Genomic DNA, 16181 nt, shown 5'->3' with positions numbered 1-16181 from the left:
CGCACGGGATACGGGTGAATTAAAAAGAGTTCGACAGTATACCCTTTGACCGGGCAATGTGCAGCCGGAAATCCTGAGGCTGTGCGGGTCGCGCGCGCTTTTGCCGCACAGAGGGCTCTGAATTACGGCGGCAGATGTTGTTGAGTGGCGGCACAGCGGCTACCCTTCCTCGCACCATCTGTACGCGAGGATCACATGCCGCAAAAAATTAGCTGGATCGACAACTTACGTGCGGTCGCCTGCCTGATGGTGATCGTGATCCATACCACGACCTGGTATATCACCGGACCGATGGCGGTCACCGGCATAACCTGGGATGTGGCCAACCTGATGAACGCCGCCTCCCGCGTCTGCGTGCCGCTGTTCTTTATGATCTCAGGCTACCTGTTTTTTGGCGAGCGCAGCGCGCAGGCGCGACATCTGATACGCATTGTGCTTTGCCTGCTGTTCTACAGCGCGGTCGCGCTGGCGTATATCACCTGGCTGACACCGATCAGCGAAGGTCGATCCATCATGAAGCTGCTGCAGAAGCCGGTGTTTTATCATCTGTGGTTCTTCTTTGCGATTATCGGTATCTACCTGCTTTCGCCGCTGATACAGGTCAAAACGGTACAAAAACGCTATGTGGTGCTGCTGGTGGTGGTGCTGGCGGTGGTGGCAAACCCGAATACGGTCAGCCAGTCAGTGGGATCCTTTCGCTGGCTGCCGGTCAATCTCTATGTCAGTGGCGACAGCATCTACTACCTGTTGTACGCCCTGCTCGGACGCGCTATCGGCTGTATGGAGACGGGCGGCCGCCGGATCGGCTGGCTGGCGGGAGGCGTTTTTATCGCCTGCGTGCTGGGTATTGCACTCGGTACAAAGCAGCTGCTGCAAATCAACGGCGCCTTCAACGACACCTGGTATCTCTACTGCGGGCCGCTGGTCTTTATCGCGGCCATCAGCCTGCTGGTTCTGTTTAAAAACAGCCTGAACCAGCGGCCGCTGCCGCTGCTGGCGACCATTTCTCGCTATTCGCTGCCGGTATATGGTTTTCACGCGCTGTTTATTCACTATCTGCGTACTCACCACTATGACGATATGTCACGCCCCTGGCTCGATTTGCCGTGGGTGTTTGGCGTCACGCTGCTGGGCAGCCTGCTGCTGGCAAAGGTGCTGAAGCGCATCGATACGCGACAGCTGGTCAGCTGAAAGCGCTGACCGGCTCGCCAGAGTTCATCGCGCATTCTGGCTTTTACCGGTCAGTCAGCGTGCTCTGCCAGTCATGAAACAGCGTCAGCCAGTTTCTGACCGGCAGCTTTAGTTTTTGTCCGGTCCCGAAACCGTGCCCGCCCTGCTGGAACAGGTGCATTTCTGTTTTCACTTTATGCTCGCGCAGCGCGGCAAACATCAGCAGCGTATTCTGCGCTGAAGCCGTACCGTCATTCAGCGCGTGAACGAGAAACGTCGGCGGCGTACGATCGCTGACGCGCGCTTCCTGCGACTGCTGCAGAAGGGTCTGCGGGCTGATGTTTTTGCCGTACATGGCGGCGCGCGTGCCCGGATGTGTTACGCCATCCTTAAGCGACAGTACCGGATAGATAAGGGCAGTGAAGTCGGGACGGGCTGAGACGCTGTCCTGCGCATCCTGTGCCGGATAGTTATCAGCCTCCGGATCGTTACTGAGATTCGCGGCCAGATAAGCCCCTGCAGAAAAACCCATCACGCCAATATGATCGGCAGCAATATGGTATTGCGGGGCATTAGCCCGGATAAGCCGAAGTGCCCGCTGCGCATCCGCAAAGGCCGCCTGGCGATTCTGTGTGGTGCCGTCATGCGGCATACGATAAAGAAGAACGAAGGACGTATAACCCTGACGACTTAACAGCGTGGCGATATTAAGCCCCTCAAGATCTTTCATAATATAAGAAAATCCCCCACCCGGAATGATAAGCACGGCTGTGTGATTATTTTTTCCCGCAGGCGCTACATAAATCATTTCCGGCGAATTAACCTGCGTAACGGCACGATTATTATCAGCAGGATTTTTACTGAAATTAATAAATTTATTCTGTGTTATGTTTTCGCCCGGCCAGATAGGAATTTCCTTAGAGGCAAAGGCCAGCGGAAGATAAAGCAGTAAAAACGCGCTTATCAGGCGAAAAAGGATCATTCTTCTGGCTCCATATTATTAATAAAAACAGTTACAAACGCACTTTAGCCTCGGCCTTTTCTTTACCTCTGCGGATCGGCAACTCTCTGAAAAGGAAAAATATCAGCAGCAGAATTTGAAAATAGCAGAAAGCGGATGAATAATAATCCCGGCAGTAATCTGATAAAATACCGGGCCAGGAAAAATTAGACTTTTCTCATGTTTACCAAAACATAGCCCTATGTTATAAGTGCATTTTAAACTATAAGAATCTGTGACCATGGGAATTTACTGGATCATAAGTCTTAGCATGACTTTTGTCGCAATTGTCGAAATCATGTTAAGTAAAAATGAAAACACAGCACATATCAGGACGTGGCTTTATTTTATTGCTGTTGTAGTACTTTTTACTTTTGGCGGCATCCGTGGCCTGGGAACCGGCCTTGATGACTTCCAGTATCGCGACTTCTATGCACAGTTTCTCGATAAAATTATTATCGAGGGCTTCTGGCGCGCCGTGGTCGAGTTTCGCTATGAGCCTGCTATTTATGCGATTGCCGGTGCAACGCGCATTTTTACGGCCAATGCTGACATCTTTATCTTTGTTATCGCCTTCATCGCGGTATGCGTTAACGCGCACTACTTCCGCAAGCTGACGCCGCTGCCGCTGGTCGCGCTGGCCGTCTACTCGGCGCACCTGTTTATCAACAAAGATATGAACCAAATCCGCTTTGGTCTCTGCTCGGCGTTTCTGCTCGGCTTTGTCTGGCATATGTCGCGTCGCAGTAAATCGGGTATGGTAACCACGTTTCTGCTGTCGTTTTTCTGCCACGCCACGGCCATTGTCGCGCTGCTTATTCCGATGGCGATGATTATCCGCAAAAACAAATATGTGCCGATTGCGATCGTCGTTATCAGCCTGCCGCTGGCCTTTATGGGCAGCTCGGCACTGATCTCCGCGCTTTCCAGCCATCTGGGTTCTCTGGGCGACAGGGCCATGGGCTATGCCGATGCAGAGTCGCGTCAGGAGCAGGGTATTCTCACGCTCTCAAACCTGAAGAACATTGGCTTTGTCTTTATCTTCAGCTACATGCTGCTGAGCGATAAAATCAGAAACGCTGACCCGGCAAAATTTAACACTTACTATATTCTGGCGATTACGTTTGCCATCGGCAGTGGCCTGCGTATGGCGCTGCAGGACTACGCCTCTGGCGGCCGCCTGGCAAACTACCTGCTGCAGGTTGAACCGGTGCTGATTTCACTCTGTATCTGGGAAACCAAAAAGCTGAGAAAGGTCATCGCCGTAGCGATAACCGTGCTGATGGTGCTCTACTATCTCTACTATAACACCATGGCCAGTAAGCAATCGATCGTCGGCTACGAGGTGTCGCGCAGCTTCCAGCTGTTCCGTTAATTGTTAAAAACGCTAACCAACTGGTTAGCGTTTTTTATTTATAACCTCTTTTTTCCACCATACCAGGGAAATTCTGAATATTACGCCGCGCTTATGCATCGCTTGATTTTTCTATCGTTTAAAACTCTAATAGTTTACATCTGCCGCGGCAGAGCTTAACGCTTTTAATCAGAACACCATCCGATACAGGCGCTTTAATTATTATTACAGCGCGTGGTTATCCCATTAAAAAGAATGCTGATATGAACGAAAAAAATAATTTTGATATTGTCAGGCTTTCGCTCGCCTTTATCGTTTTGCTGGTACACTCAGCTGAAGTCACCAGAAATGCCGATATTCGTTTCCTTGCACATTATCTGAATAGCGATTTTGCTGTGAAAGGATTTTTTGCAATAAGCGGATTTCTTATTGCAAAAAGTTACTTAAGAAGCCGCTCGCTGAACTCTTATTTTATTAAGCGCGCCCAGCGCATCCTGCCCGCTTATATATTTGTGATTTTGATGTGTTTTACCATTGGCCTGTGTCTGACGACATTGCCGCTAATGGATTTTCTGAAACATCGTGAAACTATTAAGTACCTGGTGGCAAACTTTACCTTTCTGAATTTTATTCAGGCTTCACTGCCGGGTGTGTTTACCGATAATCCAAACCAGCCGATGGATGGCTCACTCTGGACGATCAAAGCGGAACTGACGCTCTATGTGCTGTTACCGTTTATCGTTCCGCTGATGAAGCGTAATCCGCTGAAAATCTGGGGCGCCATTTTCATCATCTCCTGCGCCTGGTTCTTCTATTTCACCTCTGTCTATAGCGGCCCCAAAGCCGATACGCTGGCGAAGCAGTTTGTCGCCCTCTCCTCGTACTTTTTCTTTGGCAGCCTGCTGGCGATACACAAGCCCGCTTTTGATCGGCTGAAGCTGATTACGCTGGTGTCGATGGCGGCATGGCTGCTGTGCAAACGCAGCGAGTATGCGTTTCTTATTGAGCCGGTCGCGTTCTCTTCAGTGGTGATTTTCTGCTGTACCAGCCTGTGTCGTGAGATAAAAATCAGCCAGTTTGGCGATCTTTCTTATGGCATGTACCTTTATCACTGGCCGATTATTCAGGTACTGCAGCACTTCGGCGTGTTCAGCGCCAACGCCTTTGCTGGCCTGCTGCTGACTATCGTCATCACTCTGGCGCTGGCGTGGACCTCATGGACCCTGCTGGAGAGCCGCTTCCTGAAACGGGCGCATCATACACCGCCTTCCATCGTACCACCGGCTGCTGCCCGCGACTGAATCAGCCAGCAGGCCACCTGCGGGTGGCCTGACCTGCGATGAGGTAAAAAGAAGGGTGCACGGCGTTAATAATCTGCCTGCTCATACTGCGCAATAACCGCCAGAGCCAGACCCTGGGCCGGCTCAAGGCGCTGCGCCAGAAAATGCAGCGTCGTATGCGCGTGGGTGAACGCCAGCGTACTGGCCTGCATCGTCTGCTGTACCGCCTCCCTGAAAACCGCTGAGCTGTTCCACGGCGCGTCAATAATGATACAGGCCGGGTTAACCAGCTGCATGACCTGACTCAGCGCAAAACCAAGATGCTCGCCCGCTTCGCTCATCAGCGGATTAAACAGTGAAGGTTCACTCTCACCCTGCTGCCAGCGCAGGCCCGGCTTGCGTTTGCTCAGCTGCTGCTGAATGGCGGGCTGACCGATCAGCGTCTCCAGGCACCCCCGGCGGCCGCAGCTGCAAAGCTGCCCCTCGCGCTGCATCCGCAGATGGCCGATTTCACCGGCGGTCCAGCTGCTGCCGGTAAACAGCGCGCCGCGATCGATCAGCGCGCCGCCCACGCCCTCCGCAATACGCAGATAAAAATGGCTCTGCGCCTTACTGAGCTGCAGCTGCTGTACAGAGAGCAGCGCGGCTGCCTTGACGTTGTTGAGCACCAGCAGCGGCAGGCTGACGCAGCGTTGCAGCGGTGCCAGCACCGCCACGTTCTCCCAGCCAAGCGGCGCAGAGAAGTGCACAAAGCCGCGCTGTGAATCGATAATGCCCGGCAGACCAATCGCAATCCCTGTCAGCTCCGGATGCGCGGCGCATAATGTCTGACACACTTCAGCCAGCTCCTGCAGCAGCCGCTCCGGGGCGGCCGTTTCGGTGCGCCACGTCTGTTCCGCAATAACCTGTGAGAAGTAGTCGCGTACCTGCCAGTGGATCGTCTGTCGCGCTACCATGATGCCAGCGCTTTTCAGTTTTTCCGGCCGCAGGGCGATCTCAATTTTGGGCCGTCCTGCCGCCGTCACGCTGACCGGCCCCAGCTCGCGCACCAGCCCCTGCGCCAGCAGGTCGTCGATAATCAGTGAAACCGTGTTTTTGCTCAGATCCAGCGCCCGGGCGATGTCCTGACGGGAGGTGATGCGGGCGGAGCGCAGCTGCGCCATGACCCGCTTCAGATTATTCAGTCGAAGTACCGCTGGTCCTTTACCGGCTGCTTTCATGGCGCCTTCACCTGAGGATGAGATACGGTTCAGTTTAGCAGCCCGGCATCACCCGGGCGCGCAGGCGGCCGCGCAGTTTACCCGTTTCAGCTATCAATATTCATCACCGCGCACGCGGCTGCGGTAGCTCTCCCAGTCGAAGCGCACCCACAGGCTGTTTCCCAGCCGCATCCGGTCCATTACGCGCTCGCCCAGCAGGCTGTTCATTCCTGCCGGGTCAAGATTAGAGAGCATGCCGGTAGGGCGTTTTGAAGAGGAGCGCCGATCGACAATCTGATTAATAATCACTTTTTCGTAGCGCGATTCACTCTGCATGCCGATCTCATCGATCACCAGCAGATCAACCTGCGTAAGATCCTGCAGCAGCCGCTCTTCCGTGATATCGCTGCCGCCGCTGAACGTACCCTTCATGCTGGACATCAAATCGGCCACCGTCACAATCAGGACGCTCCTGCCGCGAATGATCAGATCATTCCCGATCGCCGCCGCCAGATGATTCTTTCCGGTGCCGGGACGGCCGGTAAACACAAAGCTGGCAATACTGTTCTCAAATCCGGCCGCGTACTCGCGCGCCAGCGCCAGCGCTTTGCGCTGCCCGTCATTCTCTACGCGATAGTTGTCAAAAGAGCAGTTCATATGCAGTTCGCGAATACCGGAGCGGCCCATGATGCGCTGCATCTTCATGGCGCGGTTCTCACGCACTATCGCTTCTGAGCGCAGACGGCCCTGCTCCTGATTCCACGCCAGCAGCTCAGCGCCATTTTTGAATTTTGGCTGCACCTCTTTCGGCATGATTTTTTTCAGGCGATTGAAAAGATCGGTTGGCGTTTTCATTACTCACCTCGGAAACCATCGGGAATATCGTAATCAGTATTGTCGATACGCGTAATATCGCGCTTTGGCTGGCCCCCATTGCCGGCACGATGCATCTGCACGCTGCGCGCCAGCTTCTGCTGCCACTGCACATGATGAAACGGCCGCCCTTCTGCCTGCCAGTAAGCTACAAAGGTAGCCAGCTCAGCGGGCGTCACCGGCTCGCTGAGCGCCACGCCCCATATGGCGGCCTGACGCTGAAAGTCGCTGTCGGGCTGCCAGCCCTGATACATGGCAAACTTACCCGCCGGGATAGCCAGCGCGGCGCTATCCGGCTGAAAAAGAGTGTCATCCAGCGCGACATCGCTGGGCTGCCGGGCTGCCGCCTCCAGCGCCAGCAGCGCTGCCAGGCGCTGCGGCGTCAGCGCATAAAAAGCGGGCACGTTATCCTGCAGCACGGCCAGCGTACCGTTATCGGCCTGGTGCAGTGCGGCAAGCGGATCGCGGCAGAAGCTGTCCAGCCCGGCCAGCGTTGAAGATAAGATTTTTACGGACATGAAGAGACCTGACGTTGAGCATTTCGGGGCGCCAGATAACCCGGCGCCAGAGAGACAGTGTACCTGTTTTAGCACCGGGGATCGTCATAAAAGGCAGGAATCAGCGTGCAGCGCGGCTCAGCACAGGCGAGACGCTATCGCGGGGCAGAGACGCCTGCGCCGTATGCGTCTGCCACAGATAACGCAGCGATGCGATAAGGCAGAGAGTGTAACCAAAGAGTTCGCAGCCCTCTTCGGCCATATTCTTCACGACCCGGTTATACCCCTCCATCATCAGCTGCTGCCAGAGCTGATGCATACCGAATAGCCGGGAAAACACCAGTATGGCCAGTAAGCCTGCGGCCATCATCTGCCAGCTGCGGTGCTGCAGCAGCGCAGCGAGACCAGGCAGGATCTGCGCCGGGGTACGCAGCGCCAGCGCCAGTGACGCGGCGGTGGTCGCGAGCGCAAACCAGAGCCAGGCACCGTGCCGGATAAGATCAAACAGATAATCGAGTTCGCGTATCAGCATGCAACTGTAGAATCCACCCACCAGAATCAGCGCGCTGCGCTGCTCAGGTCGCTGCGACGCGGCGCGGAAGAACAGCGCAGCAAGCAGAGTCAGCATCACGGCCTGCGTGATTTCAGTAAATGACGTTTCGTGTAATGCGTTGTGCATCCAGGCGACGTCGATATATACCATCGCCATACAGAAAACCAGAAGCAATCCACTGATGAGAAAGGCCGCCATCTCGCGGCTAATAAGAGTAATATGTTCACGCATTATAATGTAACCAAATGATAAAATAATTAGCGTGCTTAGTATATTTCACCCGACTTATCGCGCTTCTCATTTGGTGCCGGTTTTCAGCCTTGCCGCTGAACGTTCGTAGCAGAAACAGGGAGCAGAGCATGCAGCGATGTGGCTGGGTAACCGCAGATCCGCTTTACGTGCGTTATCACGACCGTGAATGGGGGGTTGCGCAAAGAGAAAGGCGCGCCCTGTTTGAGATGCTCTGCCTTGAAGGGCAGCAGGCGGGTCTCTCCTGGATCACCGTGCTGAAAAAGCGCGAAAATTACCGCCGGGCGTTTCATGATTTCGATCCGGCCACCGTCGCGCGAATGGACGAAGCGGATATCAGCCGTCTGATGCAGGAGAGCGGAGTGATCCGCCATCGCGGCAAGCTGGAAGCGATTGTGCAGAACGCACGCGCCCTGCTGGCGCTGGAAGCAGCAGGCGACGATTTTTCCCGCTTTATCTGGTCATTTGTGAACGATCGTCCCGTTTTGCACCATTATGCCGATTACCGGCAGGCACCGGTCACTTCTGAACCGGCTATGGCGCTCTCTAAGGCCCTGAAGCAGCGCGGCTTCAAATTTATCGGCCCGACAATATGCCACGCATTTATGCAGGCCTGCGGGCTGATTAACGATCATCAAACCACCTGTTTCCGCCATCCCGATAATCTTTAACGCAAAAATTTACATTTTCAGATTCGGCCTCACGAATTTCCCCATCTTTGAACGGCATAATAGTGGCCTTCCGGGAGTGTTACCCATAAGTATATTGAGGGACTGATGATGAAAAAGCGTGCTCTGACGCTGGCCTTGTTTGTAAGCGGCAGCCTTGCGCTGTCGGGTTGTACTACCAATCCTTATACCGGCGAATCGCAGGCGGGTAAGTCCGGAATTGGTGCGGGTCTGGGTGCCGTGGTCGGTGCCGGAGTAGGCGTGCTCTCCTCCTCTAAAAAAGATCGTAAAAAGGGCGCGCTGATTGGCGCGGCATCCGGTGCGGCGCTGGGCGGCGGCGTGGGGTATTACATGGATGTTCAGGAAGCGAAACTGCGCGACAAAATGCGCGGTACGGGCGTCAGCGTAACCCGTCAGGGCGACAACATTGTTCTGAATATGCCAAACAATGTCACCTTTGACTCCAGCAGCGCAACGCTGAAAACGGCCGGCGCCAACACCCTGAGCGGCGTGGCTATGGTGCTGAAAGAGTATCCAAAAACCGCCGTTAACGTTGTCGGCTATACCGACAGCACCGGTTCACGCGCGCTGAATATGCGTCTGTCGCAGCAGCGTGCCGAAAGCGTGGCCAGCGCACTGGTGCTTCAGGGCGTAGCGCAGAATCGCTTGCGCACGCAGGGCATGGGACCGGATAACCCGGTTGCCAGCAACAGCACTGAAGAGGGCAAAGCGCAGAACCGTCGCGTTGAGATCACCCTCAGTCCGCTGAACTAAACAGCCTGCCGGCCTGCACCCGCAGGCCGGTTTTCTGATCCTTTCCGGAAGTAACTGGAAACCATTCCAGAAAACAGTATATACTGCCCCCGCTCTCTGAAGACTACACTGGCTTATACCAGCGTGACAAAAACTCAACCGGTCGGATACGCCCATGTCACTCAAAGCGATCGCTGCCGCCCTTGGCCTCTCTGTTACCACCGTCAGTCGCGCGCTGAACGGCTACGACGACGTGGCGGAATCAACCCGGCAACGCATTCAGGATGAAGCACGCCGTCGCGGTTATCGGCCAAACATTGCGGCACGCCGTCTGAAAACCGGCCGGGCAAACGCCGTCGGGCTGGTATTACCCGTCAGTACCGCCTCGCTTAACGACAGCTACTACAGTGAAATGCTGCTAACGCTGGATCGGTGCCTGGCGCGTCAGGATATCGACCTGCTGCTGCTGCCGGATAAACCGCGCGATCAGCAGCGCAATTTATTGCGCATGCTGCGCAGCGGCGCACTCGATGCGCTGATCGTTACCCATACCACTCCGCACGACGCCCGCCTGGAGCGCCTGCAGCAGAAAGGCTTTCGCTTCCTTACCCTCGGCCGCAGCAAGCTGCCGCAGCCCTACGCCTGGTTTGACTACGATAACTACGCGGGGGCGCAGCTGGCGGCGCGGCACGCCCTGCAGCAGGGGCTGACGCGGCTTGCCTGGCTCGGTACCGATGAACCGGGCACCTATATCCTTGATCGCCGCCGCGGCTTTCTCGATACGCTGCGGGATGCCGCACAGCCTGCAGAATTTGTTGCGGCACTGCCGCCTACCCGCCGTGCCGGACTGCAGCAGACGCTCGCCTGGCTGCGTCACCCTGCGCCGCCGCAGGCCATTATTACCGACTGCAGCACGCTCGGCGAGGGTGCAGCCATTGCGCTCCAGCAGCAGCAGCGGCTCTCCGGTGCGCGTGCGATCGCGCTCTACGTCTATGACGGTCTGCCCCATGACTCGATTATCGACCATCCGGTTAATGTGATCCTGCAGATCTCTCAGCAGCGCATCGGCGAATGTGTGGCGGAGATGGTGCTGCAGCTGCTGGCAGACAGGCCGGTCACCGAGCTGCAGACACTCTGGCAGCCGGTTTTGCGCCTGGCCGCTGACGCCTGATGATGGCGCGCCGCGCGTGCTGTGATAGTCTTCGCCTGATTTAACTTTTCAGGAATATGCAATGAAAACCAGGCCGCCACGCGCCACAATCAGCGATGTTGCCCGCACGGCAAATACCGGTAAAACCAGTGTTTCCCGCTATCTGAACGGGGAAGAACATCTCCTTTCGCCCGATCTGAAAACCCGTATTGAGCAGGCGATTGACGCGCTGAATTATCGTCCCAGCCAGATGGCCCGCGGCCTGAAGCGTGGCCGTACGCGATTAATTGGCCTGATCATTGCAGATATCACCAATCCCTATTCCGTGGATGTGCTGAGCGGCATTGAAGCAGCCTGCCGCGCCCGCGGATTTACGCTGCTGATGTGTAACACCAACAATGAGGTCGATCTGGAGCAGCACTATCTGCAGCTGCTGAGCAGCTATCAGGTTGAGGGCATCGTGGTTAACGCGGTCGGTATGCATGAAGTGGTACTCAACCGGCTGCAGCAGTCAATGCTGCCAATGGTATTGATCGACCGTAAAATTCCTGAGTTCGCCTGCGATGTTGTCGGGCTGAATAACCAGGAAGCAGCCTGCAACGCCACGCGTCATCTGCTGGATAATGGCTATAACGCCCTGCTGTTTCTCAGCGAGCCGCTGGGCAGCGTCAATACCCGCCGCGAACGCCTGCGCGCCTTTTTTGACACCGCAGGTGCCGCGCCGGACGCCATCGCAGAGAATGCGGAAGTGCCGCTGCACCAGCCAGAACCTCTGGATCGGGCGCTGCTGGACTTTTATCAGCGGCATGCCGGCAGACGCGTTGCCGTGGTAGCTGCCAACGGTGCCCTGACGCTGCAGGTGGCACGGGCGCTCCAGCGCCTGGAGCTGGTCTGGGGTAAAGATATCGGCCTGCTGGGGTTTGATGAACTGGAATGGGCGGCGCTGGCCGGCGTCGGCATTACCACGCTGCGTCAGCCCACCTGGCAGATTGGCTATGCGGCGCTGGAGCAGGTGATCACCCGTATTGACGGCAGCGATGCACCGATACGGGATCAGGTGTTTTCCGGCGAGCTGATCGTGCGCGGGTCGAGCCAGCCGCTGCGCTGATACCGGAACCTGATGCTGACTTCGTGAGCAGGATCATAAATCCGCAGTCTGCGTCTTTCCTTTGGAACCGGTTCCATCTAACGTTTTCTCAACGATTGGGAGGCAGTTTGGTGCCCGGAGAGACGTGATGAGACCAGAAATTATTGTAGTGACCGCCGCCTACGGCGCGCATAAAATTGCCGAGCTTGGCGGGCAGAGCCGCCTGCTGCCGCTGATCAAAGCGGCCGGCGCTGACGGCGTTGAGATTCGCCGCGAGCTGTTCAGCGACATTGAGCTGCAGCAGTTGCCGGAGCTGGGCCAGACGGCGCGTGAGCAGTCGCTGCAGGTCAGCTACTCCGTTCCGGAATCGCTGTGGCTGGCAGATGGCGCACTCAATCCACGGCTGGCACAGTTTTTCCATGAAGCGGAGCAGCTCGGCGCGCAGCGGCTGAAACTCGCTATTGGCCACTTTGTTCAGCTGGCTGACCGGCAGCTGGTAGAGATTCTGGCGTCAACATCCGTGACGCTGGTGATTGAGAACGATCAGACCGCTGACAGTACGCTGGCGCCCATGCTGCGCTTTTTTCACCACGCCTGCGACGCCGCCCTGCCGCTGGATATGACGTTCGATATGGGGAACTGGCTCTGGACCGGCGAGGATGCGCTGCAGGCTGCTCATCAGCTCAGCCGCTACGTCAGCTATGTGCACGTTAAAGCGGCCGTTGCGCATCGCGACACGTTCCGGGCGATCGCCCTTGATGATGCGGATGAGAGCTGGCGCACGCTGCTGCACGCCCTGCCCGCAGATGCACCGCGCGGTATTGAGTTCCCGCTGGAAGGCGGCGATCTGCTGGCGGTAACCCGCCACTATGTTGACCTGCTGCGTGCCGCCTAAGGAGCCTGCCATGACACAACCTTCTCAACTTGATGTCGTCACCATTGGCGAAGCGATGGCGATGTTTATCGCGCAGCAAACCGGCGACCTTGCGGCGGCAGAGCGCTTTATCAAGCGTATTGCCGGCGCCGAACTGAACGTTGCCATCGGTCTGGCGCGTCTTGGCCTGCAGGTTGGCTGGGTCAGCCGCGTCGGGGATGACAGCTTCGGGCGCTTCACGCTGCAGCAGCTGGCAAAAGAGAGCGTTGATCACCGCTGTGTGACCACGGATGCCCGCTACCGTACCGGCTTTCAGCTGAAAGCGCGCGTCGACGACGGCTCCGATCCGGAAGTGGAATATTTCCGCAAAGGATCGGCGGCAAGCCACCTCTCGCCGGACGATTTTAATCCGGACTATTTTGGCAGCGCGCGCCATCTTCATCTGAGCGGCGTGGCCGCTGCGCTTTCTGATTCATCGCTGGCGCTGCTGCACTATGCGGCACAGACAATGCGGGCGCAGGGCAAAAGTATCTCTTTCGATCCCAATCTGCGTCCGGTGCTGTGGCGCAGCGAAGCAGAGATGCGCCAGCAGCTTAATGCGCTGGCAGAGTATGCCGACTGGGTGCTGCCGGGTGAAAAAGAGGGCTATATCCTGACCGGCTATCGCCAGCCGGAAGCGATTGCTGATTTCTACCTCGATAAGGGCGTCAAAGCGGTGGTGATTAAAACCGGCTGCGACGGTGCCTGGTATAAAACGGCACAGGGAGAAAAAGGCGTGGTCGCCCCGGTGCTGGTCGACAACGTGGTGGATACCGTGGGCGCAGGCGACGGCTTTGCCGTGGGCCTGATCAGCGCCCTGCTGGAAGATAAAACGCTGCCGCAGGCGATTCTGCGCGGCAATAAGATCGGATCGCTCGCTATTCAGGTAGCGGGAGACAGTGAAGGCTTACCCACCCGCGCGGCGCTGGGTGATTACTGAGTTACTGCGCCGGCACGATACTACTTACCCTACAACACTATTATTCTGAGGCGCATCCACGGAATGTGCCCGCCTCAACCAGAGGAGTCACGCATGAAATCGCAGACAATCGCGCCAAAACGCTGGTGGTATATCATGCCCATCGTGTTTATCACCTACAGTCTGGCGTATCTGGACCGGGCGAACTTCAGCTTCGCCTCTGCCGCAGGCATTAATGACGATCTCGGCATTACCAAAGGGATGTCATCGCTGCTGGGCGCGCTGTTTTTTCTCGGCTACTTCTTCTTTCAAATCCCCGGTGCTATCTATGCCGAGCGCCGCAGCGTAAAAAAACTGATTTTCTGGTGCCTGATCCTGTGGGGCGGCTGCGCTTCGCTGACCGGGATCGTCAGCAATATTCCGATGCTGGCAGCGATCCGCTTTATCCTCGGCGTGGTGGAAGCGGCCGTGATGCCCGCGATGCTGATCTACATCAGTAACTGGTTTACCAAGTCGGAGCGTTCGCGCGCCAATACCTTTCTGATCCTCGGCAACCCGGTCACCGTACTGTGGATGTCGGTGGTGTCCGGCTATCTGATTAACGCCTTTGGCTGGCGTGAGATGTTCATCATCGAAGGTTTTCCGGCGGTGATCTGGGCTATCGCCTGGTGGTTCCTGGTGCAGGATAAACCGGCGCAGGCAAAATGGATGAGCGATGAGGAAAAAGCCGCGCTGCAGGCGCAGCTGCAGAAAGAGCAGGAAAATATCAAAGCGGTGCGGAACTACAGCGAAGCGTTTCGCAATCGCAACGTCATCATCCTTTGCATGCAGTATTTTGCCTGGAGTATTGGCGTATACGGCTTTGTGCTGTGGCTGCCTTCCATTCTGCGTAACGGCACGCAGATGGGTATGGTGGAAGCGGGCTGGCTCTCAGCGGTGCCTTATCTGGTCGCTACTATCGCCATGGTGGTGGTGTCGTGGGCGTCTGATAAAACGCAGAACCGGAAACTGTTTGTCTGGCCGCTGCTGCTGATTGGCGCACTGGCGTTCCTTGGCTCTTATCTGGTAGGTCCGGGCAATTTCTGGCTCTCCTATGCGCTGCTGGTGATTGCCGGCGGAGCGATGTATGCCCCTTATGGTCCGTTCTTTGCCATCATTCCGGAAATGCTGCCGCGCAACGTTTCGGGTGGTGCCATGGCGCTGATTAACAGCATGGGTGCGCTGGGTTCCTTTATCGGTTCATGGATTGTCGGCTATCTTAATGGAGCAACCGGCAGCCCGGCCGCATCTTATATCTTCATGGGTTCAGCCCTGCTGGTTTCGGTCTGGCTGACGCTGATCGTCAAGCCTGCCGCAAACAAAACGCCGCCGATTCACGGGGCGAAGCACGCCTGAAAGCGTAAGAGATGACTTCTCCGGGCGGCACCTGTCGCCCGTCACCTATTTCTACAGGAAGCGATTCATGAAACCTGCTGTGATCCTCTACAAAAGCCTGCCTGACGATCTGCGCCGCCAGCTCGATACGCATTTTCACGTTACCGAAGTAAAAGATGTTTCACCGGAAACGGTGCGCCAGCATGCGGACGCGTTTGCGCAGGCAGAAGGTATTATCGGTTCCGGCGGCAAAGTCGATGACGCACTGCTGTCGCAGATGCCGGCGCTGCGCGCCTGCTCCACCGTCTCCGTCGGCTATGACAACTTTAACGTTGACGCGCTGAATCAGCGCAAGGTGCTGCTGATGCACACCCCGACGGTCCTGACCGAGACCGTAGCGGATACCATGATGGCGCTGGTACTGAGCACCGCACGCCGCGTGGCCGAGCTGGATAAATGGGTTAAAGAAGGCAACTGGAAAAAGAGCATCGGTCCGGATCTGTTTGGCACCGACGTTCACCACAAAACCATGGGGATTTTAGGCATGGGCCGTATTGGCCTGGCGCTGGCGCAGCGCGCCCATTTCGGTTTTGGTATGAATATTCTCTATAACGCCCGTCGTCAGCATGAAGAAGCGGAGAACCGCTTTCAGGCCCGCGCCTGCGAGCTGGAGACGCTGCTGAAAGAGAGCGATTTTGTCTGCATCAGTCTGCCGCTCACCGAACAGACGCACCATATGATTGGTGCCGCGCAGCTGCAGCTGATGAAGCCCGGCGCAATTCTGATCAACGCGGGTCGCGGCCCGGTGGTGGATGAGCAGGCGCTGACGGCAGCGCTGAAAGCGGGCACCCTGCTGGCTGCCGGACTGGACGTTTTTGAGGTAGAACCCGTTCCCGCTGAGGCAGAGATCCTTACCCTGCCAAACGTGGTGGCGCTGCCGCATATTGGTTCAGCCACGCACGAGACGCGCTACGGCATGGCCCGTGATGCGGTTGAAAATCTGATTGCCGCGCTGACCGGTACACCGGATAAAAACTGCGTTAACCCGCAGGTTCTGCGCTGACAGGACCGCTTTAGCCATTGCGCCCGCCGCAGGCGGGCGTTATGGTGGTTTTCTCCATTCGCTTTCACAAAATTTTTAC

The 16181-nt window shown here is 56.5% G+C and carries 16 protein-coding genes; 11 read left to right on the top strand and 5 right to left on the bottom strand.

Annotation, left to right across the window (positions count from 1 at the left end):
* Positions 1-195 precede the first annotated feature (195 nt).
* The gene (locus DBY66_RS11085) at positions 196-1191 is read left to right on the top strand and encodes an acyltransferase (protein ID WP_104085873.1); all 996 of its coding nucleotides are present in this window, start codon (positions 196-198) and stop codon (positions 1189-1191) included.
* A gap of 43 nt (positions 1192-1234) precedes the next feature.
* Here the strand turns inward: DBY66_RS11085 and DBY66_RS11080 are convergent, their stop codons facing one another.
* The gene (locus tag DBY66_RS11080) at positions 1235-1978 is read right to left on the bottom strand and encodes an alpha/beta hydrolase (RefSeq protein ID WP_349254539.1); all 744 of its coding nucleotides are present in this window, start codon (positions 1976-1978) and stop codon (positions 1235-1237) included.
* A 463-nt stretch (positions 1979-2441) separates the two neighbouring features.
* Between DBY66_RS11080 and DBY66_RS11075 the strand changes: the two genes are divergently transcribed.
* Together DBY66_RS11075 and DBY66_RS11070 are read left to right on the top strand one after the other, a co-directional pair.
* Entirely contained in the window at positions 2442-3545 is a 1104-nt protein-coding gene (locus DBY66_RS11075; RefSeq protein ID WP_233499583.1) for an EpsG family protein, read from the top strand.
* Between the two features lie 242 nt (positions 3546-3787).
* The gene (locus DBY66_RS11070; RefSeq protein WP_108570080.1) at positions 3788-4825 is read left to right on the top strand and encodes an acyltransferase; all 1038 of its coding nucleotides are present in this window, start codon (positions 3788-3790) and stop codon (positions 4823-4825) included.
* A 65-nt stretch (positions 4826-4890) separates the two neighbouring features.
* Here DBY66_RS11070 and DBY66_RS11065 read toward each other — a convergent pair whose 3' ends face one another.
* The 4 genes from DBY66_RS11065 to DBY66_RS11050 form a co-directional block, all read right to left on the bottom strand.
* Positions 4891-6024 carry an ROK family protein gene (locus DBY66_RS11065; RefSeq protein WP_071668238.1) on the bottom strand — a complete coding sequence of 378 codons (1134 nt, stop codon included), beginning with the start codon at positions 6022-6024 and terminating at the stop codon, positions 4891-4893.
* A gap of 93 nt (positions 6025-6117) precedes the next feature.
* The gene (gene dnaC, locus DBY66_RS11060; protein ID WP_071668239.1) at positions 6118-6858 is read right to left on the bottom strand and encodes a DNA replication protein DnaC; all 741 of its coding nucleotides are present in this window, start codon (positions 6856-6858) and stop codon (positions 6118-6120) included.
* Complete coding sequence (dnaT, locus tag DBY66_RS11055; RefSeq protein WP_039381566.1) at positions 6858-7394, bottom strand: primosomal protein DnaT; 537 nt, start codon at positions 7392-7394, stop codon at positions 6858-6860. The genes dnaC and dnaT overlap by 1 nt, the downstream gene beginning before the upstream one ends.
* 100 nt (positions 7395-7494) lie before the next feature.
* Positions 7495-8157: a hypothetical protein gene (locus DBY66_RS11050; RefSeq protein ID WP_094111890.1), complete on the bottom strand. Its 663-nt coding sequence runs from the start codon at positions 8155-8157 to the stop codon at positions 7495-7497.
* A 128-nt stretch (positions 8158-8285) separates the two neighbouring features.
* Between DBY66_RS11050 and DBY66_RS11045 the strand changes: the two genes are divergently transcribed.
* From DBY66_RS11045 to ghrB, 8 genes are all read left to right on the top strand, one after another.
* Complete coding sequence (locus DBY66_RS11045) at positions 8286-8846, top strand: DNA-3-methyladenine glycosylase I (RefSeq protein ID WP_108570079.1); 561 nt, start codon at positions 8286-8288, stop codon at positions 8844-8846.
* A 108-nt stretch (positions 8847-8954) separates the two neighbouring features.
* Positions 8955-9617, top strand: a complete 663-nt coding sequence (locus tag DBY66_RS11040) for an OmpA family lipoprotein (protein ID WP_039381558.1) — start codon at positions 8955-8957, stop codon at positions 9615-9617.
* 154 nt (positions 9618-9771) lie between these two features.
* Positions 9772-10767 (top strand): LacI family DNA-binding transcriptional regulator, encoded by a 996-nt coding sequence (locus DBY66_RS11035; RefSeq protein ID WP_104085879.1) that lies wholly within the window; start codon positions 9772-9774, stop codon positions 10765-10767.
* Between the two features lie 61 nt (positions 10768-10828).
* Positions 10829-11854 (top strand): LacI family DNA-binding transcriptional regulator, encoded by a 1026-nt coding sequence (locus tag DBY66_RS11030; protein WP_108570078.1) that lies wholly within the window; start codon positions 10829-10831, stop codon positions 11852-11854.
* 127 nt (positions 11855-11981) lie between these two features.
* The gene (locus DBY66_RS11025) at positions 11982-12728 is read left to right on the top strand and encodes a xylose isomerase (protein ID WP_039381548.1); all 747 of its coding nucleotides are present in this window, start codon (positions 11982-11984) and stop codon (positions 12726-12728) included.
* Positions 12729-12738: 10 nt separating this feature from the next.
* The gene (locus DBY66_RS11020; protein WP_071668244.1) at positions 12739-13686 is read left to right on the top strand and encodes a sugar kinase; all 948 of its coding nucleotides are present in this window, start codon (positions 12739-12741) and stop codon (positions 13684-13686) included.
* A gap of 93 nt (positions 13687-13779) precedes the next feature.
* Positions 13780-15060 carry an MFS transporter gene (locus DBY66_RS11015; protein ID WP_071668245.1) on the top strand — a complete coding sequence of 427 codons (1281 nt, stop codon included), beginning with the start codon at positions 13780-13782 and terminating at the stop codon, positions 15058-15060.
* Positions 15061-15127: 67 nt separating this feature from the next.
* Positions 15128-16102, top strand: coding sequence for a glyoxylate/hydroxypyruvate reductase GhrB (gene ghrB / locus DBY66_RS11010; RefSeq protein ID WP_108570077.1), 975 nt, complete (start codon positions 15128-15130; stop codon positions 16100-16102).
* Positions 16103-16181: the final 79 nt, after the last annotated feature.

Source organism: Pantoea sp. RIT413 (assembly GCF_003057675.2).
Lineage (GTDB): Bacteria > Pseudomonadota > Gammaproteobacteria > Enterobacterales > Enterobacteriaceae > Pantoea > Pantoea eucrina.
The sequence above is the reverse complement of the archived record's forward strand: the minus strand, read 5'-3'. Positions and strand labels throughout refer to the sequence as shown.